Source organism: Clostridium sp. USBA 49, assembly GCF_900167505.1.
In the GTDB taxonomy this organism is placed as follows: Bacteria; Bacillota; Clostridia; order Clostridiales; family Clostridiaceae; genus Clostridium_AT; species Clostridium_AT prolinivorans.
In genome coordinates, this window is sequence record NZ_FUYD01000006.1 from 36,888 (window position 1) to 61,623 (window position 24,736).

Consider the following 24,736-nt stretch of genomic DNA (forward strand, 5'->3'; position numbering starts at 1 on the left):
AAACTACTATAATAATTATTAATTTTTATAAATAAAAGCCATGCATAAAAAATTTTTATGCATGGCTTTTAAATTTATTGAAAGCTTTTTTAAAATCCTATATCTAAACCATTTTTAGTTTCTATTTCTATTTTTTTATCACTAGCCGCTTCATTTAATGCTTCATTGCCTGTCTCAATGTTTAAATTTTTAAATGCTACAGAAAGCATGAGTTTTATTCTGTTAAGCTGATTTACCTCACTAGCACCTGGATCATAATCTATAGCTGTTATATTTACATCAGGATATTTATTTTTTAATCCTTTTATCATTCCTTTACCTGTAACATGATTTGGAAGACAAGCAAAAGGCTGCATACACACTATATTTTTTACATCACTTTCTATAAGCTCTATCATTTCTGCAGTTAAAAACCATCCTTCACCTGTTTGATTCCCTAAAGATAATATTTCTTTAGCTCCTTGAGCTAATTTATTAATACTTTTAGGAGCACTAAATCTTTTACTTTTATTTAAAGCTTTTTTCATTTCTATTCTGTAATATTCCATACCAACTATAGCGGCATTACTTGCAATTTGAGCTTTTGTTGTTCCTGATAAATATCTCTTTTTAAAATTTGCATTATATGCACAATACATAAGAAAATCCATTAAATCAGGCATTACAGCTTCGGCACCTTCGCTTTCAATAATATCTATTATATTATTGTTTGCTGTCGGATGGAATTTAACTAATATTTCTCCAACTAATCCTACTTTAGGCTTTATTATATCTTTTAGCTCAATATTATCAAAATCTTCTACTATTTTTTTTACATACTTTTTAAAAAGCTTTCTATCTCCTTTTCTTACTGCTTCTTTACATTTTTCTGTCCAAAATTCATACAAAAGATTAGCTGAACCTTTTACTTCTTCATAAGGTCTTACTTTTAAAAGTACTCTCATAAGTAAATCGCCAAATACAACTGCCATCATAGCTTTATTCAAAAGTCCAATCGTTATAGAAAATCCCGGATTTTTTTCTATACCCATTGCATTTAAAGATATTACAGGTATATTTTCATATCCAGCATCTTTTAAAGCCTTTCTTATAAAACCTATATAATTAGTAGCCCTGCATCCGCCTCCAGTTTGAGAAATCATTACAGATAGTTTATTTATATCATATTTACCTGATTTTATAGCTTCTATAATCTGTCCAACAACTATTATAGAAGGATAGCAAGCATCATTGTTTACATATTTAAGTCCTTCATCTACCGCATCTTTATCTACAGAAGGAAGAACAACAAGATTATAGCCTGACGCTCTAAAAGCTTCTTCTAAAAATTGAAAATGAATAGGAGACATCTGTGGTACTAATATTGTATGAGTTTCCTTCATTTTTTCAGTAAAAATAACTCTTTTTAAAGGCTTAGTTATTAATGAAGGTTTAAATCCCATTTTATCTCTTTCTTGCATAGCAGCCTTTAAAGAACGAATACGTATCCTAACTGCACCAAGATTGTTACCTTCATCTATTTTTAAAACTGTAAATATCTTATTAGAACTCTCTAAAATTTCTTGAACCATATCTGTGGTTACTGCATCTAATCCACATCCAAAAGAATTTAATTGAACAAGCTCTATATTCTTTTGAGTTTTTACAAAGCTAGCAGCACCATAAAGTCTTGAATGATATACCCATTGATCAACGACTCTAAGAGGTCTTTCTATTTTACCCAAGTGTTCAATAGAATCTTCTGTAAGTACAGCCATATCAAATTCTGTTATTAAATTTGGTATTCCATGATTTATTTCAGGATCTATATGATATGGTCTTCCTGAAAGAACAATACCTTTTTTACCTGTTTTATTTAAATATTCTAGTACTTCTTCTCCTTTTTTTCTTATATCTGATTTGAAATTTTCCTGCTCTTTAAAAGCCTTTTCTACAGCATTTTCTATTTCAGCCTTTGTAACACCGAAAGTTTTAAATTCTTCAAAAAGTCTTTTCTTAAGTTTTTCTTTATCATCTAAAGCTAAAAAAGGATTCATAAATTTTACATCTTTTTCTTTTAATATATCCATATTAGTTCTTATAACTTCTGAATATGAAGTTACTATAGGGCAGTTATAATGATTATCCGCATCTTCTTTTTCTTTTTGTTCATATGGTATACATGGATAAAAAATAAATTTTATTCCTTTATTTACAAGACTCATTATATGTCCATGAGTTATTTTAGCTGGATAGCATACCGATTCTGATGGTATTGTTTCAATTCCCATTTCATAAATTTTTTTTGATGATCTAGGAGATAATTCTACCCTAAATTTTAACTCAGTGAAAAAAGTAAACCAAAATGGATAATTTTCATATATATTTAAAACTCTTGGAATTCCTACTGTCCCTCTTGAAGCTTCTTCAATATCTAAAGGCTTATATTTAAAAAGTCTTTTATATTTATAATCGTAAATATTAGGTATATCTTGTTTTTTATTAGTTATTCCAAGTGGTCTTTCACATTTATTTCCCGATATGAATTCTTTTCCTTCATTGAATTTATTTATAGTTAAAAGACAATTATTACCGCATAATCCACATCTTCTCATAGTGGTTTGTGAAGAAAATTTATCTAAATTTTCTTCAGATAATAAAGTACTTTCCATGCCTTCTTCATATCTTTCTTTAGCTATTAATGATGCGCCAAAAGCTCCCATAAGCCCTGCAATATCTGGTCTTACTGCTTCTCTTTCTGATACAAGTTCAAAACTTCTTAAAATAGCATCATTATAAAATGTTCCACCTTGAACTATTATTTTTTTACCCATTTCTTTTGAATCACGAACCTTAATAACTTTTAAAAGTGCATTTTTAATTACAGAATAGGAAAGTCCAGCAGATATATCTGCAACAGTAGCCCCTTCTTTTTGTGCTTGCTTAACTCTAGAATTCATAAATACAGTACATCTTGAGCCTAAATCTACTGGATTTTGAGATTTCAATGCTTCTTTTGCAAAATCATCTACGCTCATATTTAAAGAATTTGCAAAAGTTTCGATAAAAGAACCACAGCCTGAAGAACAAGCCTCATTTAATAATATACTATCTATAACACCATTTTTTATTCTAAGGCATTTCATATCTTGCCCGCCAATATCTAATATAAAGTCTACTCCTGGTAAGAAAAACTCAGCAGCTTTATAATGTGCTATAGTTTCAATTTCTCCTATATCTATATTTAAAGCAGCTTTTAATAAAGCTTCTCCATAACCTGTTACAACTGAATTAACTATTTTGGCTTCTTTTGGCATATTTTTGTATAAATCTTTAAGAATTTTTATAGAGCTATTTAAAGGACTTCCTTCATTACTTCCATAAGAAGAATAAAGTATACTTCCTTCTTCATCTATAAGTACAGCTTTTGTTGTAGTAGAACCAGCATCAATTCCTAAAAAACATTTACCTTTAAAACTATTTAAATCTCTTCTTAAAGCTTTATGTTTTTCATGCCTTTCTTTAAATTCTTTAAGTTCATCTTCATCTTTAAATAGAGGTCTTAGTCTTCTTACTTCATTTGAAGTATTATTGTAAATAGAATTTAACCTTTGAAGAAAATCTTTAAATGAAATAGTATCTCCATTTTTAGAAGCTAAGGCTGCTCCTATAGCAACAAAAAGTTGAGAGTTTTCTGGAAAAATACTCTCTTCTGGAGATAAATTAAGTGTTTCTATAAATCTTTTCCTAAGTTCTGAAAGAAAATAAAGAGGTCCTCCTAAAAAAGCTACTTTCCCTTTAATAGGCTTACCACAAGCAAGTCCACTTATTGTTTGATTAACAACAGCTTGAAATACAGAAGCTGCAATATCTTCTTTTGCTGCTCCTTCGTTTAAAAGGGGTTGTATATCTGTTTTTGCAAATACACCACATCTTGATGCTATAGGATATATAATCTTATGTTTTTTAGAAAGTTCGTTAAGCCCTGCAGCATCAGTTTTAAGCAGTGAAGCCATTTGATCTATAAATGCTCCTGTCCCTCCTGCACAGGTACCATTCATTCTTTGTTCTAATCCTCCATCAAAATAAGTGATTTTTGCATCTTCTCCTCCAAGTTCTATAGCCACATCAGTCTGAGGAATAAATTTTTCAATAGTGTTAGTAGATGCAATAACCTCTTGTATAAAAGGTACATTAAGCCATTTAGAAATAGAAAAACCACCTGAACCTGTTATTGCTATTTTTATATTTTCATTTTTATATTTATTGTAAGCTTCATTTATTATATTTATTATTGTCTTTTTTATGTCTGAATAATGTCTTTCATATTTACTATAAATTATATTATTAAAACTATCTAAAATTACTAATTTTACTGTAGTAGAACCTACATCTAATCCCATATATAAAACTTTGTCCATATTTTTAGCTAAAAAGCTATTCCCCCCTTCATTACGAAGCATGCCTATAAAATATTAAAAATTTGAGTAAATTTACTCAAATTTTATATATTATTTAAAATATATTATTTATTACTTAAAACATATTATCGTTTTATTTCAATATACTATATATTATATAACTTTAATTCATATTATTCAACTTAAAAAAATAACCCAAGCGATAATAAATATTCACTTGGGCATACACTAATCTGCAGCTTTTATTCTTGCTAAAGCTCTTTTTAACCTTAGTTCTTCTTTTTTATAATCTCTAAATTGATTTTTTCTTAAAATTGTTTCTGCTTTTTTCTTAGCTTCTTCTGCCCTGTTTATGTCAATTTCTTCTGGCCATTCTGCAGTTTCACAAAGCAAATTTAATTTATTATTTGAAATTTTTAAAACTCCTGTAGATGTAAAAAGTTTTAATTTTCTTCCATCTATAGTAGTAAAATATGTTACTGTCGGTACTAAAGAAGTAGTCATATCTAAGTGATTAGGTAAAATTTCAAATCGTCCTATTTCACTTTCTGTAGAAAGTTCCTTAACTTCTCCATTAAATATTTTTCTCTCTGGGGTTAAAATCATAAGTTTTAATTTTTCATCCATTTATCTTCCCCCTAGTCTGCCATCATCTTTTTTGCATTCTCAACTACTTCATCAATAGTTCCAACAAACAAGAAAGCAGCTTCAGGTATGTCATCATACTTTCCTTCTAATATTTCCTTAAATCCTCTTACAGTTTCCTTTACAGGCACAAATTTACCAGGTATTCCAGTAAATTGTTCTCCTACTGTAAAAGGCTGTGAAAGAAATCTCTGCACTTTTCTAGCTCTAGATACTACAAGCTTATCTTCTTCAGAAAGCTCATCAATTCCAAGTATTGCTATTATATCTTGAAGTTCTTTATATCTTTCAAGTATATGTTTTACATCGTTAGCTACTTTATAATGTTCTTCTCCAACAATTCTAGGATCAAGTATTCTAGATGTTGACTCTAAAGGATCAACTGCCGGATATATTCCTAATTCTACTATTGATCTCGAAAGTACAGTAGTAGCATCAAGATGTGTAAAAGTAGTAGCTGGCGCTGGATCAGTTAAGTCATCAGCAGGAACATAAACCGCCTGAACTGAAGTAATGGAACCATTTTTGGTTGATGTAATTCTTTCTTGTAATGCTCCCATTTCAGTTGCAAGAGTTGGTTGATATCCTACAGCACTAGGTATTCTTCCAAGAAGTGCTGAAACTTCAGAACCAGCCTGAGTAAATCTAAATATATTATCTATAAATAGAAGTACATCTTGACCTTGATCTCTAAAATATTCTGCCATAGTAAGACCGGTTAAAGCAACTCTCATTCTTGCACCCGGCGGCTCATTCATTTGTCCAAAAACCAAAGCAGTTTTTTCTATAACTCCTGATTCTTTCATTTCATTATAAAGGTCATTACCTTCTCTTGTTCTTTCTCCAACTCCTGTAAATACTGATATACCTCCATGCTGTTTTGCTATATTATTTATAAGCTCTTGAATTAAAACAGTCTTTCCTACTCCAGCACCACCAAAAAGTCCTATTTTACCTCCTTTTTGATAAGGTGCTATAAGGTCAATAACTTTAATTCCTGTTTCAAACATCTCTGGTACAACTGATTGCTCTTCAAAACTTGGAGCTGGTCTATGAATTGGATAATATAAACTTGCCTTTATACTTTCTCCCTCGTCTATGGTTTCTCCTAATACATTAAAAAGTCTTCCTAAACATTCTCTTCCTACTGGAACTGATATTGGTTTCCCTGTATCATGGGCTTCCATACCTCTTTTTAATCCTTCTGTAGAATCCATAGCTATAGTTCTTACAATATCGTCTCCTATGTGCTGCTCAACTTCTACAGTAAGTTTTTTATTTTGCCCTAAATTTATTTCAATAGCATTATATATACTAGGAAGATTTTCTGAATTAAATTTTATATCTACTACTGGTCCTATGACCTGTACTACCTTGCCTACATTTTCAGCCATAAGCCTCTCTCCTCTTCCTTTTTTTATTTTTGTGCTTCTGCTCCGCCTACAATTTCAGATATTTCTTGAGTTATAGCACTTTGTCTCATTCTATTAAACTGAAGTTTTAATTTATCTAATAATTGATTTGCATTTTTAGTAGCTCCATCCATAGCAGCCATTCTTATTGATTGCTCGCTGCATTTTGAATGAATTAATAAATTAAGCATTTTTGCCCTAATATAAATAGGAACAATATCATCTAAAAAATCATCTACTTCAGGTTCAAATTCTATATATTTCGTAGAATAATTTTCTTCGTCTCCTAAAGGTAAAATTTTTTCTATAGTTACTTCTTGTTTAGCAGTACTTAAAAATTTATTATAAACTGCATAAACTTCTCCTACTTCATTGTTGTCATAAATATTTAAAATGTCCATAGCAAAAGCATTTGAGTCTCCTAAAGTAGGTACATCATGAATATCAGTATATTTTTTGTATATTTTATAATTATATTTATTAAAAAAAGATACTCCTTTTTCTCCTAAAATAAATAATAAAGAATTTTCTTTATCTTTAGATATTTCCTCTAATGCTTTATTCAATACATTTAAATTAAAAGAACCGCAAAGACCTTCATCTGAAGTAAATATTACATATAATTTTTTCTTGTTACCATTACCATTTTTATATACATTACTTATTTCGTGATGCTTTAAACTTTCATTTAATACAGCCATTAAAGAATCATAATAAGGACTGTTTATATCTAATGCTTCTTTAGTTTTCCTAAGCTTAGAAGTGGCAACAAGTCCCATGGCTTTTGTAATTTTTTGTGTATTTGTTACAGACTTTATTCTGCTTTTTATAGCAACAAGTCCTAGCCCTGCCACATTAAACACCTCCTACAATCCTTAGATGGCATAGCAATTTAAAATTGCTATGTCTTTTTTTAAGCTTAGACCTCATTAGATAAAAATATTTTTTTAAATTCAGTAATTGCCTTATTTAATGATTCTTTAATTTCGTCGGTGAGTTCTCCCTTTTCTAGTATAGCTTCACCTATTTTTTTATGATGAATATTCATATATTCTAAAAATTTATCTTCAAATAATTTTATTTTATTAACATCTATATCCATTAAAAAGTCATTAACAGCTGCATATAAAATCATTATTTCTTTTTCAACAGACATAGGTTTATATTGATCCTGCTTTAATATTTCAGTTATTCTTTTACCTTTTTCCAATCTTCTTTTTGCTTCTTTATCTAAATCTGAACCAAATTGTGAGAAAGCTGCTAATTCCCTGTATTGTGCTAAGTCAAGTCTAAGAGTACCTGCAACTTGCTTCATAGCTTTTATCTGTGCATTTCCTCCAACTCTTGAAACTGAAATACCTGCATTAACAGCCGGTCTTTGCCCTGAAAAGAATAATTCTGATTCAAGGAATATCTGACCATCTGTAATAGATATAACATTAGTTGGAATATATGCTGTAACATCTCCAGCAAGAGTTTCAATTATAGGAAGTGCCGTCATTGATCCTCCACCTAATTTGTCAGAAAGCTTAGCTGCTCTTTCTAAAAGCCTTGAATGAAGATAAAATACATCTCCTGGATATGCTTCTCTGCCTGGTGGTCTCCTAAGTAATAATGACATTGTTCTATAAGCTGATGCATGTTTTGAAAGATCATCATACACTATTAAAACATGTTTACCTTTATTCATAAAATATTCTCCCATACTGCAACCAGCAAAAGGAGCAAGGAACTGACGAGGAGCTGTTTCTGACGCTGTAGAAGAAACTATTATTGTATAGTCCATAGCTCCCATTTCAATTAATGTATTATATATATTAGCTACAGTTGATTGCTTTTGACCTATAGCAACATATATACAAATTATATCTTTACCCTTTTGATTTATTATAGTATCAATTGCAAGGGCAGTCTTTCCAGTCTGTCTATCTCCTATAATAAGTTCTCTTTGTCCTTTACCTATAGGGATCATTGAGTCTATAGCTTTTATACCAGTTTGAAGTGGTTCTTTTACTGATTGCCTATCAATAACCCCAGGAGCAATAACTTCTGTGGGTCTATATTCAGAAGCTTTAATAGGTCCTTTACCATCTATAGGCTCTCCTAATACATTTACAACCCTTCCAAGAAGAGCTTCTCCTACTGGAACTTCCACAACTCTTCCTGTTCTTTTAACTATATCTCCTTCTTTTATTCCTCTTTCACTTCCAAAAAGAACAGCACCTACATTATCTTGCTCTAAATTTAAAGCCATACCATAAACACCATTAGAAAATTCAAGAAGTTCGCCTTCCATACAATCATCTAATCCATGTATTCTTGCAACTTCATCTCCTACTTGTATTACGGTACCAGAATCTATAGTTTCTAATTTATTTTCATATTTTAATATCTGCTCTTTTATAATAGATGTAATCTCTTCAGGTTTTATGTTCATTATTTCACCTCTATTCTTATTTAAGAGACAATTTTTTCATTGCTTCATATCTGCTTTTAATTGTTCCATCAATTATATCATCGCCAATTTTAACAAATACTCCTCCAATTATGCTTTTATCAATCTCTTCATCTAAAATAACTTTTTTGTTGTACTTATTTTCAAGTTTACTTATTAAAGATTTTTTTTCTTCTTCATTAAGAGGAATTACAGTCTTTACATGAGCAACTAAAGTTTTATTTTTCCCTAAATAAATATTTTCAAGTTCATTAAAAATCCTATCTATCTCCATTATCCTGTCTTTTTCAACAAGTATTAACAAAAAAGATAGTATATCATTTTCTATTTTTCCTTTAAATATATTTTCAAGTAGCTGTTTCTTTTTAGATGTACTTATATTAGGATGTTTTAATAATTCTAAAAATTCTTTGTTGTCATGCATAATTTTTGTTATTTCTCTTAATTCTTCTAAATACTCTTTGGTTTTATTCTTGTCTTCAGCTATTTCATATAAGGCAAGTGCATATCTTTTTTCTAGATATTCATATGTTTCATTCAAATTAAACACCTACCTCATTGATATACTCATTTATGAGTCTTCTATGCTCTTCTTCATCTAATTCCTTTTCTAAAGCCTTAGAAGATAGCAATATAGCTAAATTTACAGCTTGAGCTTTTATATCATCTTCAGCCTTTTGTCTTTCTCTTTCTGCATCTTTTCTTGCTCTTTCAAGAATGTTGTCTGCTTCTTCTTTAGCTTTATTTATTATTTCATCTGATAGTTTTACAGCTTTATATTTTGATTCATTTATTATTTTTTCTTCTTCTTCATAAACTTTTTTTATTTTTTCTTCATGCTCCATTTTTAAAGCTTCAGCAGTTTTTACTGCTTCTTCTGATTTTTTTATTCTTTCTATTATTTCTAATTCTCTAGAATTAATAGTTTCTGTCACAGGTTTATAAAGAAAATGCTTTAAAATAATATTTAAAATTCCAAAATTTATAATTGTAGCTATGACAGTTAGCCAATTTATCTCCACAACTAATCTTGCCTCCTTTCAGTAAATCAAAAACTGTTTAGGCAGTTTGTTTTTTATAAAGGCATTTTAGAATTAATTTTGATTTAGTGCCTTCTTAGGCACTAAATCAAAATTAACCAGCTATTTTACCTATTAACATTAATGCAACTAATAATCCATAAACAGCAGTTGCTTCTGCAAAAGCATTACCTAAAAGAAGTGCTGTAGTTACCTTACCACTTGCCTCTGGTTGCCTTGAAATAGCTTCAACAGCTTTACCTGTTGCATTACCTGTTGATACTCCTGCTCCTATTCCTGCTAATACTGCAATTCCTGCTGCTATTGCTATAAATCCTGCACTTGTCATATTAATATTCCTCCCTTTAAATCAATTAATATTTATTATAATTCCCTATTTAGCAAATAAAATAATTTTATAGCTTTTTAGGGGGTTATACTAGAATAAAATTATAAAATATATGTTATTCATGCTCTGCTATAACTTTTAAATTTATCATAGTAAGCATAGTAAATACTAACATTTGTACTGTACCATCAAAAATATCAAAATATACATGTAAAGGTACTGGCAAGCCAATTTGTGCAAAGAAGCTTATTCCTCCAAGTGCTTCATAAACAATTTCTAATATTACTGCCGCTGCAGTCATATTACCAAATAAACGAAGACTTAAAGACACTGGAAGTAAGACTCTTTCAAGTAAGTTCATAGGCAGCATAAAAAATGCTGGTTTTGTAAAGCCAATAAAATAATGAAAAATTCCAACTTTTTTAATAGCATACCATTGAATAACTACAAAAGTTGTTAAAGCCATGCCTAAAGCAACACTATAATCCATAGTAGGAGGTTTAAAGCCAACCAATCCAGTTAAATTCATAAAAAGTAAAAAAGCTACAAGAGATCCTACATATGGTGATAAATTTATATAATTTTCTCCCATGGTAGATTTAACAAAATTATTTGTATATTCTACCAAAAGCTCAGCAATGGACTGCTTTTTGTCTGGAACTTTTTTTAAATTTCTTGTAAGGAATATACTTAACACTGTAATCAAAATAATAATAATCCATTGTGCAATTATATTTTTAGAAAATCCATAAGTATGCCCCAAAAAATTTAAATTAAAAAGATAACTTTCTTCGCCCACACAATCACTTCCTTTCATTAAATAAATTAAATATACCATAGGCTATTATTGCAATAATATGAGAAGTAAATCCCATAATATAAGAAATCATATTGTTAATATTATTATTAAATATGATAATACCTATTATGCAAATAATTAATGGCTTTAGAAAATTTATAGCGGTTAAAATTTTTAATGATTTCTTTTTTCGTTTTACCAGTATATTGGCACTTATTATTCCAAAAATAAAAAAAACTGCTGCTCCTAAAAATAGACCTAGCAGAAATTCTCCTGTGTAATTATTAGATTTAGATATAACTTCTACAATTATTATTCCTAATATTCCTATTAAAATATCAAATACAATAATTTTTTTAAATGTACTTAATACTTCTACCAATTGTTTTTACCTCACATTCATATAAACTTATTATAAACATTATGTTTTACTTATCAAATTTTAAAAATAACAAATTATATTAATTTAAGCTTGTCTAAACGTTTTAAGTCTTGTTTTCTCCTTATATTCTTTGATTATAAAAAACATATATAAATATTTAACTTTAAAAATATATTATCAAAGCAATAATAACACCTTCTTTAAAAATAGACTATAAACTCCATGCTTAAATTATTATTTTACTACACCAAATTAACTTTTCATATAAAATACCTATAAATTAACTTTAATTTTAACACTATATATCCATTTTTCATATAATAAAGTATCAATAATTTTTATTTTTTAATAGTATAAGAATATAATAAGGAGCTGATGTTATGAACATAGTAGAGCTTAGTAATATATATATGAATTATCATACCCTAAAAAATGAAACCCAAGCTATTAATAACCTTAGTTTTAGTGTAAAAAAAGGAGAATTTATAAGTATAGTCGGCCCTTCTGGTTGTGGTAAATCTACTATTTTAAACATTATTGCAGGTCTTTTGAAACCTTCTTCTGGTAAAGTTTATATAGGAGGGAATGAATGTACTGCAATTTCTAAAGATATAGGATATATGTTTCAAAAGGATCATCTTTTTGAATGGTTAACAGTTTTTGATAACGTATGTTTAGGTCTTAAAATACAACATAAGTTAAATACTTATACAAAAGAAAAAATAAATATGTTATTAAAAAATTATAACCTTTTAGATTTTAAATATCATTATCCAAATGAGCTTTCAGGTGGAATGAGGCAAAGAGTTGCTCTTATAAGAACTTTAGCTTTAGATCCAAAAGTTCTTCTCCTTGATGAACCTTTTTCTGCTTTAGATTATCAAACAAGATTAAATGTAAGCGATGAAATATATCAAATAATAAAAAAAGAAAATAAAACAGCAATAATGGTAACCCATGATATTTCTGAAGCTGTATCTATGTCCGACAGAATAATAGTTTTAAGTAAAAGGCCTGCTACAGTAAAAAATATAATTGACATAAAATTTGAAGAACAATTCAATACCCCTTTAAAGCATAGAGAAGCACCTGAATTTAGAGTTTATTTTAATACAATATGGAAGGAGCTGGACGTAAATGATAAATGAAAGTTTAGAGCATAAACAGTATTTAAAAAAAGTTAAACGCAGGAATACTATCATAATAATTGTTAGATTAGGCATACTTATTGCATTTTTTTCAATTTGGGAAATAGCTGCATCATTTAAATGGATTGATCCTTTTTTAACAAGCTCACCTTCACGCATGATTAAAAGTTTAATTACAGTATATAATGAAGGAACTTTGTTTAGGCATATATTTATAACATGTATAGAAACTGTAATTGGTTTTTTGCTTAGTACTATTATAGGTACACTTATTGCAATACTTTTATGGTGGTCTGATTTTGCAAACAGGGTATTGGATCCATATATAGTTGTTTTAAATGCTTTACCAAAAATAGCTCTAGCTCCTATTATCATATTTTGGATGGGTAATGGAATGAAAGCCATAGTTCTTGTTACAGTACTAATATCTATAGTGTCTACAATAATAAGTATATTAAATGGATTTAAAGAAGTTGATGAAGATAAAATTAAACTTATGATAACTCTTGGGGCATCAAAATTTCAAATTTTAAGTCATCTTATAATACCTGCTTCTATTCCTACTCTTATATCTTCACTAAAAATAAATGTCGGCTTATCTTGGGTTGGTGTAATTATGGGAGAATTTTTAGTATCTAAAGAAGGTTTAGGATTTTTAATAGTTTTTGGAGGTCAAGTAGCTCAGCTTGATACAGTAATGATGAGTATTATTATACTTTCAATTTTAGCTTATTTTATGTATCAAATTGTGGCTATTATAGAAAAAAAATTTAGCAGAGGATATACTTTAAAATAAATTTGATAATATTATTAACCCACAATAAGCTTTAAATTAATTCCCACTATACAATTTATAGTGTTTCTAGATTTATATTATCTATATAATAGTCAATATTTAAATAAAGAGACTTTTTGTGAGATAATTATAATGTTATATTAAAAAATAAATAAAATATATGTAATGAACTTAAGTAAATTATATAAGTTCATTGCAAAAAATAGCCGCAAATTAAGTGTTTTTTATTTTAAATTTTATTAAATTAAACCACTTAATTTGCGGCTATTTTTAAATTAGAGTTTCTTATTAAGTCTTATAAGCTTTACGGAAGGTATTAAAAATTTTTTAGTAATTTAATTATTTATGTATATATCTTGTAAAATATGGATAAAATTTAAATGGAATATTTTTCATAAATATTTTATATATATCATAAATATAAGATATATATAAATATTTAATTTACATATAAACATAGGAGGAATATATGAACTATTTTCAAAAAGCAAATGAATTATATAGTATTAAAGATTACAAAAAAGCTATAGAAATGTATGAGCAAGCTGTAATTTATAAAGATAATGAAGCTGCCTCTCTTTATAACGCAGCAGTGTGTTTTATAAAACTTAAAGAATATAAAAAAGCAATTCCGCTTTTAAAATCTGCTATAATGAAAAAGAGAGAAAGCAAATATTTCTTTAATTTGGGTTATTGTTATATTATGCTTAATAATCCTCAAAAGGCATTAATATATTTTAACACAGCTTGGTCTCTTGATAATAATGATGATGATTGTGAAAAAGCAATTAACTCAATACTAAAAAGTTATGTTAAAAAGCCGTAGATTTAAATCTACGGCTTTTATTACCATTCACCAGCAACTCTTTCATTTCTATGATCAATATTAAATCTTTTGCTATCAAAATAATTTCCACCTTTATAGAAAGTAGTGTCTACATTAATCCATTTGTTTTCTTCTTTTATGTAAACTTGGTTCCAAGCATGACTTACCCAGCTTATACCATTAAAGCCATCTCCAGTTATAATTCTAACCTTTAATCCGTTTGCCCTCGCCATAGCTACATAAAGGCAAGCATAATCAAAACAAATTCCTTTTTTAGTTTCAAAAGCAGGTATAGCTCCAGATTTCATACTAAAATCATTATTTAATACACTGTTTGCTTTATCATAATCGTAATCTATGTTTTTACCAATCCATTCATATAATATTTTTGCTTTTTCTCTATCACTTGCTGCATCCTTTGTCAAATTTTTAGCAAAGGATCTTATGTTTTCATTAGATTTAATACCTTCGTCTAATGTAATACCATTATAATAAATTATAACTTTTTTATCAGATGTATTTGATGGATATATATTTGTATCTTTAGAATATTCATTTTTGTTTTCTGTTTCTTTTACTACAATTTTAAATGAATTATCTAAAATATCAGGCAACTTTTTAGCAAGTTTAGAATTTGATATAGGTACTACTATTTCTTTGCATAAAGCACTATATATTTTTGATTCTTCTAAATAAACATTATACTTACTTAATATATTGAACATAGAAGCAAAATTTAAAATAAAAGTAATAATAAGAGTATAGCTTATAGCTTTTGGTATTTGACTTATACCCCCAGTAATTCTTTTTGATATATTACTTTTATTTTGAATAAATTTCTCTAATGCATCCAAAACAGGATAAAAAATAATATAATTTAATATTTCTAAAACAATTCCTAATAATTTATAAAATATAAATATCATTAAAGGTATAATGACAACATAAAATATTATCATTTTATTATCAATATACATTTTTATATTTATAGGTATTATTTCATATATTTTTTTATAAATTCCCTTATCATGCTCAATAAATATTTTTTTTGAAATATTTATACCTAAAAATAAAGAAATTATAAAAGATATATTACTTTCTACTTCTTTAATATCTGCTTTTAAATTTTTAGATGAAAATTTTAAAAAAAAGCCTTTTAATATAGGATATATAAAAACTACAATCAAAATAAAACTTATGGGATTTATATTCATAAGCATCACCTCTTTGCTGCCATATTTTAAGATAAATATTTTGTAAGTTTTTCAAAATCTGAAACTTCAAAATTTCCTTCTTCTAACTTCCAATATTGAACATCACAGCTTATATTGTTTATTATTTCTAACAATTCTTTATGACAAGTTAAAATAAATATTTGATGTTCTTTAACTAATTCATTTAATATATTTAAAGTATTTTTAGTATGAATACTATCAAAATTTACAAAAGCATCATCTAATATAATTGGGAATTTAGGATTTATCTCTTTTATCCTATTAATTCTTACAGATAAAAATAACTGTTCTGCTGTACCCGTGCTTAATACATCTACGGATTTATAAATTTGTTTGTTTTTATTTTCTACTTTAAAATCTGATTGAAGAATATTGTCTGAAGGTAGCACAGACTTAATTTCTCCACCTGTTATTTTATCTAAAATATTACTTGCTCCTACTAAAATAGAATCCTTAGCTCTTTCTATAAAATTTTTCTGAACTTTTTCTAAAATATATTCTGCAGCAGCATAATAAGAATATTTTAAAGCTAAATTTTCCATAAGTCCTCTAGCTTCATCTATTTGTTTTTGAGATTTTTCAAGTTTTTCTGATGTCTTTAGATTATCAATATCTATTTTTATCTTTTGTCTTTCTTCTTTTATATTTTCTAAATTTAAAAGAAGATTTTTTAATTTAGCTTTAGAAGTATCATATTCTCTTTCTATTTGGTCTTTAGAAGTATAGTTTAAAAATATATAGTCAATATTAAAATTATTATCATTATAAATTTCAGAATAAGCCTTTTTTATCCTATCCCCTTTCATAATTTTTTTAAGCTGTTCTTCTATTAATTCTTTGTTAAATTTTAAACCAACATATTTGTTATATATTCTAACTTTGTTAATTTTTTCTTCCATAATGTCTAATATATCTTCAGTATTTTCTTCTATCAAAAAAACTTTTTTGATTTTATTTTTCATTATTTGATTTTTAATACTAATATCTTCAAAGTTTTGTGCTTTATTTAAATGCATTGCTGCAGTATCCATTGCATTAAATATTTCATCTTTATAGTTTAATATATTATCATTTTCGTATAAATTATTATGTACGTATAAGCTTACTATATCTTTTACTTTTAGTAAATCTGATTTTATATCATAATAAAGATTTTGTATTTTTTTATTTGTATTTTTTAAATTAAAAATCTTTTCTTTTAAATCTTGTATATCTTTAAAATATTGATATATTGAATTTATAGAAACTTCTCCTTTTATTTTAAGCTTATTTTTATATAATTTTAATTCTTCATATAAACTTTTAATATTATTTTCAATAGCTTCTAAATTTAAACTGCTATTTTTTAACTTATTTTCTAAAGATTTAAGTTCAATTTCTAAATTTCTTTTTTTTATTAATAAATTATTTTGAGAAAAATATTTTATTATAAAATAAATAGATAGTATAGTAACCCCTATTACAGTTATGCTTCCCCCTATAAATTTGTTAAAAATAAATAAAACTATTCCTAAAAAAATTATTCCTGTAGAAGTATATAAATATCTTTTAATTAAATTATTTATATTTAATGACTCTATATTATTAAATTCAGATTTTATTATTTTGTTTTTAGATTTTATATCTTCAATTTCCCAAAGTATCTGCTTTTTTTTATCTTCTTCTTTTTTTATGTTATCTATAAGCATTAAAAGCTTATCCTCTTTTATAAAATCACAATCTATACTTAAGACTTCAGATATATCTTCATTCCAATCTGAATTTAAATAATTCATTTTTTTAAAAATATTATTTTCATCAATTTCAAGCTGATTTTTTAATGATAAATAATTTTCAATTTTTTGCTTTATACCTGATTTTTGCTTTTCAAATATTGTTATATCATTTTTTTTATTTAAAAGTTTATTGTAATACTTTATAATATCAGAATCTTTTTTGGTGGTTTTTTTATATTCATTATATATATTTTTATATTCTTCATATAATATTTCCATTCTTTCCAAAGATGGAAATTTATCAAATCCTTGAAAATCATGTTCTTTTTCATAATTTTCAATTTCTATTTCTATATTTTGCTTTTCTTTGTAAATATCAAAATTATTTTTTAAAGTTTCCAAAATTATTATTTCATTTTCAATTTTGTTAATGTCTTTATATAAATTATTTATTTCTTCTTCTAATTTATTTAATTCAATACATTTTTCATTGTATTCTTTAAGCTCTTTAAGTGCTTCATCTCTATTTTCAATTCCTTCTAAAACACTATCATAATAAGGTTTAAACATTTTAGTATTTGGATTTCCAAGTTTTCCGCCTATTTTTTCTTTTTCCTTTCTAAAATTATCTATAAGTTTAGGGATATGGATTATATCTTTTATACCAGCACCAAGTAAAACAGCTTGAAGCTTTTCTTCTTCATCTTTCCCTTTTGCTCTTTTAAGTTCATCAAGTGTAATTGTATAAAGTTTTTTATAAGTATAAATATCTATATTTTTATGTAATTCTTTTAAAGATACTGATTTATGAAAATCTAAAGAAGTTATTTGAGGCTCACTAAACCCACTAATACGCAAATTAAGATTTTCTAAAGAATCACTTATTATATCACTTTCAACATAATATTCTATGCTATCATCTCTTAAATTTCTAGGAAATCCATAAAACATATATCTTAAAATTTCTAATAATGTAGTTTTACCCGCCCTATTTAATCCTCCTATTACTACAATTTTAGGAGATATATTATTCATTAAAGCATTTTTATAAATTCCCATATTACCTATATAAAGTCTTTTTATTTTCATATTTAATCATCACCTTTTTCCAAAACAGCATCTATAATAATATTTTCTGCCTGTTTTACTATATAACTTAAAAGTTCATCATTAAGCTGTAATTTTTTTATATTTATATCTTCTACTGAATTTGTTCTTTCCCAAACAGAACCTAATCTTTTTATAAATGCATCATCTTTTAAACACTCTAAAGAAATCTTACTTATTTCTTTTAAGAGCTCATTATTATCCTTTAATAATTCCAAATTTTCAATAGGTTTTCTTAAATTTAACTCTATAGAATCTACATATATAAAAGGATCATAATTTATATATTTATTATTTAAATTATCTAAAAGATATTCTCTAATTTCATCTTCTTTTTCTAAAATAAGGTTATATATTTCTCCTCTGCCTGTTATAATAAATCTTACTGCTATACCTTTTATATATTGAGAATATTCTTTAATATCTTTTATCAAGTTTTCACACTTTAAATATAAAAAATCTTCTAAATCCCCTAAATTTTTTATATTTTTTTCTCCTGTTATATCAACCTCTTCTTTTTTCCATAATACATCTGAAGTATTAATAAAATCTATATTTTCTATTACATTATCATAAGCTTTAACAAAAACAATTCCACCATAACCTTCTTCTCCTAAATCTCTTCCTTGAGGTATTCCAGGATATATTATAAAAGGATTATTATCTATAATTTTATATTTATGTATATGACCAAGTGCCCAGTAGTCTATTCCTTCTATAGCTTTTAAATTTGCAGGAAGACATGGAACGTAATTATTAGAATTATCTAATTGAGTATGCATTAAAGCAATATTTAATGCATTATCTTTAGGTAAATTATAATGGCTATACATTTTTCTGCTATCCCAATTATCTCTATAAGATTGTCCAATAATTCTACAATATATTTTTCCATATTCATCTTTAAATTCATATATTTCTGGTTTTTCAAAACCGAATATATATACATTACTAGGGAGATTAAAAAGTTCATTATCTTTATTTATTGGATCATGATTTCCACCAATAGCAAATACCATTATATTATTTTCTTCTAATCTTTTGCATTGGTTTATAAAAAAACTATTACCTTTAACTGAGCGAGCTTCTTTATCATATATATCTCCACTTATAATTATAAAATCTACACTCTTATCTATTGCAATATCACATATTTTTTTAAATGAATTGTACACAGCATTATCTCTAATATCTATAATATTATTATTTTTTATTTTCCTTGTAAAATGAAGAATACTTCCTAAATGTATGTCTGCGGTATGAATAAATTTTATTTCATTTTTCATAAATGTCCTCCTAAGCATTATTGATTATATTATAATAGAAAAACCTGTAATTATCTATAAAAAAGCATGATACGTATGTAAAAATTGGTATGTAATTTTTATTTTTTATTATATTTATTTGCAGTTTGTAATTTAAAACTAAATAAAACTTTATTGAGCATTTATTAACTTTAATAATATTTTAAAAATATAGAAATTGTGGATATTTAATATATAAAATATTATATTGCAAATTAAAGATACTTAAGGTTAAATCTTGACATAAAAAATTCATTATTATATGATAAAAAGAGGATTTTAAATATATTTGATCCTCTCATATTTGAGAGGATTTTATTTTATGTATATAAAAATGCATATATTTTAAGGAGTGAAACAAATGTGTAAAGGTAAGATAAGAACCAGATTTGCACCTAGTCCAACTGGTTATATGCACGTTGGAAATCTTAGAACGGCATTATATGCTTATTTAATAGCAAAACATGAAAATGGTACATTTATACTTAGAATTGAAGATACAGATCAGGAAAGATATGTAGAAGGTGCTACAGATGTAATTTATAATACTTTAAAAACTACTGGCCTCATTCACGATGAAGGTCCAGATATTGGAGGCCCTTTTGGACCATATGTTCAAAGTCAAAGAAAGGATATTTATCTTGAATATGCTAAAAAACTTGTAGAAAAAGGAGAAGCTTATTATTGTTTTTGTTCTAAAGAAAGACTTGATATGTTAAAAGCTAATGCAGAAGCATTAAAAAGGCCTTTTAAATATGATAAACATTGTCTTCATCTAAGTAAAGAAGAGGTAGAAGAAAAATTAGCTCAAGGTATTCCTTATGTTATTAGGCAAAATAATCCAACAGAAGGTACTACAACATTTGATGATGTTATTTATGGGAAAATTTCTGTTGATAATTCTGAACTTGAAGATATGATACTTATAAAATCTGACGGATATCCTACATATAATTTTGCAAATGTAGTTGATGATCATCTTATGGGTATAACACATGTTGTTAGAGGAAGTGAATATTTATCTTCATCTCCAAAATATAATCGTCTTTATGAAGCTTTTGGATGGGATATACCTATATATGTACATTGTCCTCCAATAATGAAAGATGCTCATAATAAATTAAGTAAAAGAAATGGAGATGCTTCTTTTGAAGATTTAATAGCTAAAGGATATCTTAAGGAGGCTATAATCAATTATATTGCTCTTCTTGGATGGAATCCTGGAACTACACAAGAAATATTTTCTTTAGATGAGCTTATAAAAGAATTTGATTATCTTCATATTAATAAGGCACCAGCTATTTTTGATCCTGTAAAATTAAGATGGATGAATAGTGAATATATTAAAAAACTTTCCCTTGAAGAATTTCATGAAAAAGCTTTGCCTTATTATGAAAAAAGTATAACAAATCCTAATATTGATTTATTTAAAATAAGCTCTCTTCTTCATACGAGAACTGAAGTACTTGGAGAAATTCCAGAACAAATAGACTTTTTTAATTCCCTTCCTGAGTACTCTAATGAATTATATATTCATAAAAAAATGAAGACTAATCTTGAAAATTCATTGGTTAGCTTAGAAAAAGCTCTACCAGTTCTTGAAAACATAGAAAATTGGAATTTTGATTCTCTTCATGATGCTATATTTAAACTTATTGAAGAAATGGGAATTAAAAATGGCGTTATGTTATGGCCAATAAGAACTGCTTTATCAGGAAAAGCATTTACTCCAGGTGGTGCTTTTGAAATTGCAGAAATATTGGGTAAAGAGGAATCTTTAAGAAGAATTAAAATTGGCATTGAAAAATTAAAAAATGCATAAATATTTTAAATAAATTTAAGAGCCATACATAATTAAGGCAAATCCTTTTTTATGTATGGCTTTTAATATAATATTTTATATTTTTATATTAAAGCATTTTCTAATACTTTAATTGTACATTCATCCGCATCTATATAAGCTTTTACTCCAAGAGGCAATGTTACCTTAGGCTTACAGTGTCCTGCTTTAAAATTATATATAGTTGGCTTTCCTGATTCTTTTATAATGTCATTAAATACTTCCATAAGTGTAAGATCATCTTCACGTTGAAGATTGCAGTTTTTAAAGTCTCCTAAAATTATTCCTCTGCAATCATTTAACTTTCCTGCAAGTCTAAGCTGAGTTAACATCCTGTCTATTGAATAAGTACATTCATCTATATCTTCTAAAAATAAAATCTTTCCTTTAGTGTTTATTTCATAAGGAGTTCCAAGAGTGGCAGCTATTAAAGACAAATTTCCTCCTATTATTTTTCCAAAAGCTTTTCCTTTAACCATAGATTTAATAGGAATACCTTCAGGGTTTTTAATCTCACCTAGCGATTCTACAGATGTTATAGCTCTAAAATAGCTTTGTTTAGAAAATTCATCAAAATCATCTATCATATCTGAAGCTACCATAGGACCATGAAAAGTAATAATATCACATCTTTGATTTAATACTATATGAAGAGCTGTTATATCACTATAACCAATAAAAAGTTTGGGATTATTTTTTATCAAGTTATAATCAAGTTTATCCAAAATTCTTGGTACTCCATAACCTCCTCTTAAACAAAAAATCCCATCTATATTTTTATCTTTAAACATGTTATTTATATCATTAGCTCTTATATAATCCTCGCCTGAAAGATATCCATGTCTTTTACTTATGCTTTCTCCAGTTACTACATTAAATCCTTGTCCTTCTAATATTTTTATAGCTTTATAAACTATACTAATATTTTTTACTGGACTAGATGGAGCTATAAGGCCTATAGTGGAACCTTTTTTTAATGCTCTTGGTTTTTTCATTGCATAATCTCCCTATATTATTTCTATAAAAACTTTTATACATTTAAAATATCTAAAATATAAAATATTCAATTTAGTTAATTTTTATATAAAATTAAAATTTAAAACTAAAAAATATTTTTGTATTAGTATCTCTATTGTAATTCCATTATTTTATTTACAACTTCATAAAGGTTTTTACCATTTATATCTGCATTTTCATTTATTGTACCTATTTTGGCAGTTTTACATCCTGCAGAAATTCCTGCTTCAATGTCTGTATCCATATCACCTATCATCCAGCTGTTTTTTAAATCTACACTATATTTTTTAGAAAGTTCAAGTATCATACCAGGATTTGGTTTTCTACAGTTAGATTTTTTATTAAAATCAGGACAATATTTTATTTCTTTAAAGCTGCAATAAGGTTTAAGTTCTTCAATCATTTTTTTATGAATATCTTCTAGTTGTTCTTTAGTTAAATGTCCCATTTCAATTCCACCTTGATTTGTTACAATAAATAAATCATATCCTCCATCATAAGCTTTTTTTAAAGCTTCCTTTACTCCATCATAAATTATTAAATCATCAGGCTTATTTACGTGCTTTTTAGAATTGTCGTTTATCACTCCATCTCTATCTAAAAATAAAGCTTTATTCATTTTTTCACCACCTAAATTATATTATTTTATTTCTTTTAATATTATACTTATTTTATTTCTTTTAATACCGCTAAAAGATATTTCCATGTTCTTTGAACGGAAGATATACTCATATTTTCATTTGGAGTATGTACATCATAAATATTAGGTCCAAAAGATATCATATCTATTTCACCAAATTTTTCTTCAAATAAACCACATTCAACACCTGCATGTATAGCTACTATCTCAGGCTCTCTACCGTAAAGATCTTTATATACCTTTTGAAATAATTTTTTTATTTTAGAATTTGGGTTATATTTCCATTCTGGATAATCTGCTTCTTTGTAAAATTCAGCATTAAAAACTTCTGCTGTTATTTTATATTTATTTACAATATCTTCTTTTAAACTTCTAACACAGCTTCTTGCAGCACTATTAAAATGTACTGACTCAGAGTCTGTTTTCACAGCACCTAGATTTATAGAGCTTTCAACTAATCCTTCTATTTCCATACTCATAGTTTGAACTCCGTTAGGTATTAAATATAAAAATTCAATTGCTTTTTTTGTACTTTCTTTTGAAAATACCTTATTTAAAGTTTTTGAAACTATATTAAAATCTACATTGATATAAGGATCTGATATTTTAAATTCATTTTGTAAAATTTTATTCCATTTATCTATTAATAACTTTATATCTTCTATGCAATCTTTTTTTATTAAAATTTCTGCATAAGCTTCACGAGGAATAACATTATCCTTATTCCCACCGTTTATGGATATTAGGCGAAAATCAAATGTATTTAAAATATCATAAAGTATACGTCCTATAATTTTATTAGAATTTCCTCTTCCTTTATTTATTTCCATACCAGAATGACCACCTTTAAGCCCTCTGATTTTAATTTCAGCACAAACAAAATTTTCTTTTATATTTTGTTCCCAATCTATTTTAAGAACACTTCTTAATCTAACTCCTCCAGCACAGCTTACTAATAATTGTCCTTCTTCTTCTGAATCCATATTTATTAATATTCTTCCTTTTATATGTTCAGGATTTAAGTTTTTGGCTCCAGTCATACCTGTTTCTTCATCTGTAGTTATAAGTACTTCAAGAGGAGGATGAGGTATATCATTAGAACTTAAAATAGCTAAAGAATAAGCTATAGCTATACCATTATCTGCACCTAAAGTAGTTCCTAGTGCATAAATTTTATCTCCCTCAACTCTAAGCTTTAAAGGATCTTTATTAAAATCATGTTCTACATTTTGTTTTTTTTCATTAACCATATCCATATGACCTTGAAGCACAACAATAGGTGCATTTTCATAACCTTTATAAGCAGGTTTTTTTATTATTACATTTAAAGCTTCATCTTGAATTACTTCCAAGTTATGTTCTTTTGCAAAATTTACTAAATAATCACTAATAGCTTTTTCATTCCCCGAACCTCTTGGAATATTACTTATTTCTTCAAAATATTTAAACACTTCATAAGGTTTTAAATTATTTAATATATTGCTCATAATTATTACCAACCCTTCCTAATTATTTTCTCATTATAGCTAAACATAATAAAATATAAAAATCAAGTTGATTATATATATTTAATATAAAAACTAAATATAGTTTAGAAAAATAATAATATGATTATCCAACAAAAAGTATTTTCCCTTAGAATTGACC

The 24,736-nt window shown here is 26.6% G+C and carries 20 protein-coding genes; 4 read left to right on the forward strand and 16 right to left on the reverse strand.

What is annotated here, in order from left to right:
* Positions 1-89: 89 nt before the first annotated feature.
* The 10 genes from B5D11_RS07275 to B5D11_RS07320 form a co-directional block, all read right to left on the reverse strand.
* Positions 90-4,400, reverse strand: coding sequence for a 2-hydroxyacyl-CoA dehydratase (locus tag B5D11_RS07275; RefSeq protein ID WP_078682387.1), 4,311 nt, complete (start codon positions 4,398-4,400; stop codon positions 90-92).
* Between the two features lie 228 nt (positions 4,401-4,628).
* Positions 4,629-5,027: an ATP synthase F1 subunit epsilon gene (atpC, locus tag B5D11_RS07280; protein WP_078682388.1), complete on the reverse strand. Its 399-nt coding sequence runs from the start codon at positions 5,025-5,027 to the stop codon at positions 4,629-4,631.
* Between the two features lie 11 nt (positions 5,028-5,038).
* On the reverse strand, positions 5,039-6,439 hold the full coding sequence (gene atpD, locus B5D11_RS07285) for a F0F1 ATP synthase subunit beta (RefSeq protein WP_078682389.1): 1,401 nt from the start codon (positions 6,437-6,439) through the stop codon (positions 5,039-5,041).
* A 23-nt stretch (positions 6,440-6,462) separates the two neighbouring features.
* Positions 6,463-7,311 (reverse strand): ATP synthase F1 subunit gamma, encoded by an 849-nt coding sequence (atpG, locus tag B5D11_RS07290; RefSeq protein ID WP_078682390.1) that lies wholly within the window; start codon positions 7,309-7,311, stop codon positions 6,463-6,465.
* A gap of 65 nt (positions 7,312-7,376) precedes the next feature.
* A complete protein-coding gene (gene atpA / locus B5D11_RS07295; RefSeq protein WP_078682391.1) occupies positions 7,377-8,894 on the reverse strand; it encodes a F0F1 ATP synthase subunit alpha in 1,518 nt (505 codons plus the stop codon).
* 16 nt (positions 8,895-8,910) lie between these two features.
* Positions 8,911-9,453 carry a F0F1 ATP synthase subunit delta gene (locus tag B5D11_RS07300; protein WP_078682392.1) on the reverse strand — a complete coding sequence of 181 codons (543 nt, stop codon included), beginning with the start codon at positions 9,451-9,453 and terminating at the stop codon, positions 8,911-8,913.
* 1 nt (position 9,454) lies between these two features.
* Entirely contained in the window at positions 9,455-9,934 is a 480-nt protein-coding gene (locus B5D11_RS07305) for a F0F1 ATP synthase subunit B (protein WP_078682393.1), read from the reverse strand.
* A gap of 112 nt (positions 9,935-10,046) precedes the next feature.
* Positions 10,047-10,280 carry an ATP synthase F0 subunit C gene (atpE, locus tag B5D11_RS07310; protein WP_078682394.1) on the reverse strand — a complete coding sequence of 78 codons (234 nt, stop codon included), beginning with the start codon at positions 10,278-10,280 and terminating at the stop codon, positions 10,047-10,049.
* Positions 10,281-10,395: 115 nt separating this feature from the next.
* Positions 10,396-11,097: a F0F1 ATP synthase subunit A gene (locus tag B5D11_RS07315; RefSeq protein WP_242942255.1), complete on the reverse strand. Its 702-nt coding sequence runs from the start codon at positions 11,095-11,097 to the stop codon at positions 10,396-10,398.
* On the reverse strand, positions 11,084-11,461 hold the full coding sequence (locus B5D11_RS07320; RefSeq protein ID WP_078682396.1) for a hypothetical protein: 378 nt from the start codon (positions 11,459-11,461) through the stop codon (positions 11,084-11,086). The genes B5D11_RS07315 and B5D11_RS07320 overlap by 14 nt, the downstream gene beginning before the upstream one ends.
* A gap of 380 nt (positions 11,462-11,841) precedes the next feature.
* Here B5D11_RS07320 and B5D11_RS07325 point away from each other — a divergent pair, with 380 nt between their 5' ends.
* The 3 genes from B5D11_RS07325 to B5D11_RS07335 all read left to right on the forward strand — a co-directional run bounded on the left by B5D11_RS07325 (position 11,842) and on the right by B5D11_RS07335 (position 14,231).
* Complete coding sequence (locus tag B5D11_RS07325) at positions 11,842-12,609, forward strand: ABC transporter ATP-binding protein (protein WP_078682397.1); 768 nt, start codon at positions 11,842-11,844, stop codon at positions 12,607-12,609.
* Positions 12,599-13,405: an ABC transporter permease gene (locus B5D11_RS07330; RefSeq protein ID WP_078682398.1), complete on the forward strand. Its 807-nt coding sequence runs from the start codon at positions 12,599-12,601 to the stop codon at positions 13,403-13,405. Before B5D11_RS07325 ends, B5D11_RS07330 begins: the two co-directional genes overlap by 11 nt.
* Positions 13,406-13,874: 469 nt before the next feature.
* Complete coding sequence (locus B5D11_RS07335; RefSeq protein ID WP_078682399.1) at positions 13,875-14,231, forward strand: tetratricopeptide repeat protein; 357 nt, start codon at positions 13,875-13,877, stop codon at positions 14,229-14,231.
* A 20-nt stretch (positions 14,232-14,251) separates the two neighbouring features.
* Here the strand turns inward: B5D11_RS07335 and B5D11_RS07340 are convergent, their stop codons facing one another.
* Genes B5D11_RS07340 through B5D11_RS07350 form a run of 3 tightly spaced genes read right to left on the reverse strand, consistent with a single transcriptional unit; the run spans position 14,252 to position 19,574 of the window.
* Positions 14,252-15,445 carry a transglutaminase-like domain-containing protein gene (locus B5D11_RS07340; protein WP_078682400.1) on the reverse strand — a complete coding sequence of 398 codons (1,194 nt, stop codon included), beginning with the start codon at positions 15,443-15,445 and terminating at the stop codon, positions 14,252-14,254.
* Positions 15,446-15,471: 26 nt separating this feature from the next.
* Positions 15,472-18,270 (reverse strand): ATP-binding protein, encoded by a 2,799-nt coding sequence (locus B5D11_RS07345; RefSeq protein WP_078682401.1) that lies wholly within the window; start codon positions 18,268-18,270, stop codon positions 15,472-15,474.
* A 2-nt stretch (positions 18,271-18,272) separates the two neighbouring features.
* Positions 18,273-19,574, reverse strand: a complete 1,302-nt coding sequence (locus B5D11_RS07350) for a metallophosphoesterase family protein (protein ID WP_180376974.1) — start codon at positions 19,572-19,574, stop codon at positions 18,273-18,275.
* A gap of 379 nt (positions 19,575-19,953) precedes the next feature.
* On the opposite strand from B5D11_RS07350, the gene gltX reads away from it, so the two are divergent.
* Positions 19,954-21,414, forward strand: coding sequence for a glutamate--tRNA ligase (gene gltX, locus B5D11_RS07355; protein ID WP_078682403.1), 1,461 nt, complete (start codon positions 19,954-19,956; stop codon positions 21,412-21,414).
* Positions 21,415-21,497: 83 nt separating this feature from the next.
* Here gltX and B5D11_RS07360 read toward each other — a convergent pair whose 3' ends face one another.
* The 3 genes from B5D11_RS07360 to B5D11_RS07370 all read right to left on the reverse strand — a co-directional run bounded on the left by B5D11_RS07360 (position 21,498) and on the right by B5D11_RS07370 (position 24,576).
* A complete protein-coding gene (locus B5D11_RS07360) occupies positions 21,498-22,427 on the reverse strand; it encodes a S66 peptidase family protein (protein ID WP_078682404.1) in 930 nt (309 codons plus the stop codon).
* Between the two features lie 134 nt (positions 22,428-22,561).
* Complete coding sequence (locus B5D11_RS07365; RefSeq protein WP_078682405.1) at positions 22,562-23,068, reverse strand: D-glycero-alpha-D-manno-heptose-1,7-bisphosphate 7-phosphatase; 507 nt, start codon at positions 23,066-23,068, stop codon at positions 22,562-22,564.
* 47 nt (positions 23,069-23,115) lie between these two features.
* A complete protein-coding gene (locus B5D11_RS07370; RefSeq protein WP_078682406.1) occupies positions 23,116-24,576 on the reverse strand; it encodes an aminoacyl-histidine dipeptidase in 1,461 nt (486 codons plus the stop codon).
* Positions 24,577-24,736 lie beyond the last annotated feature (160 nt).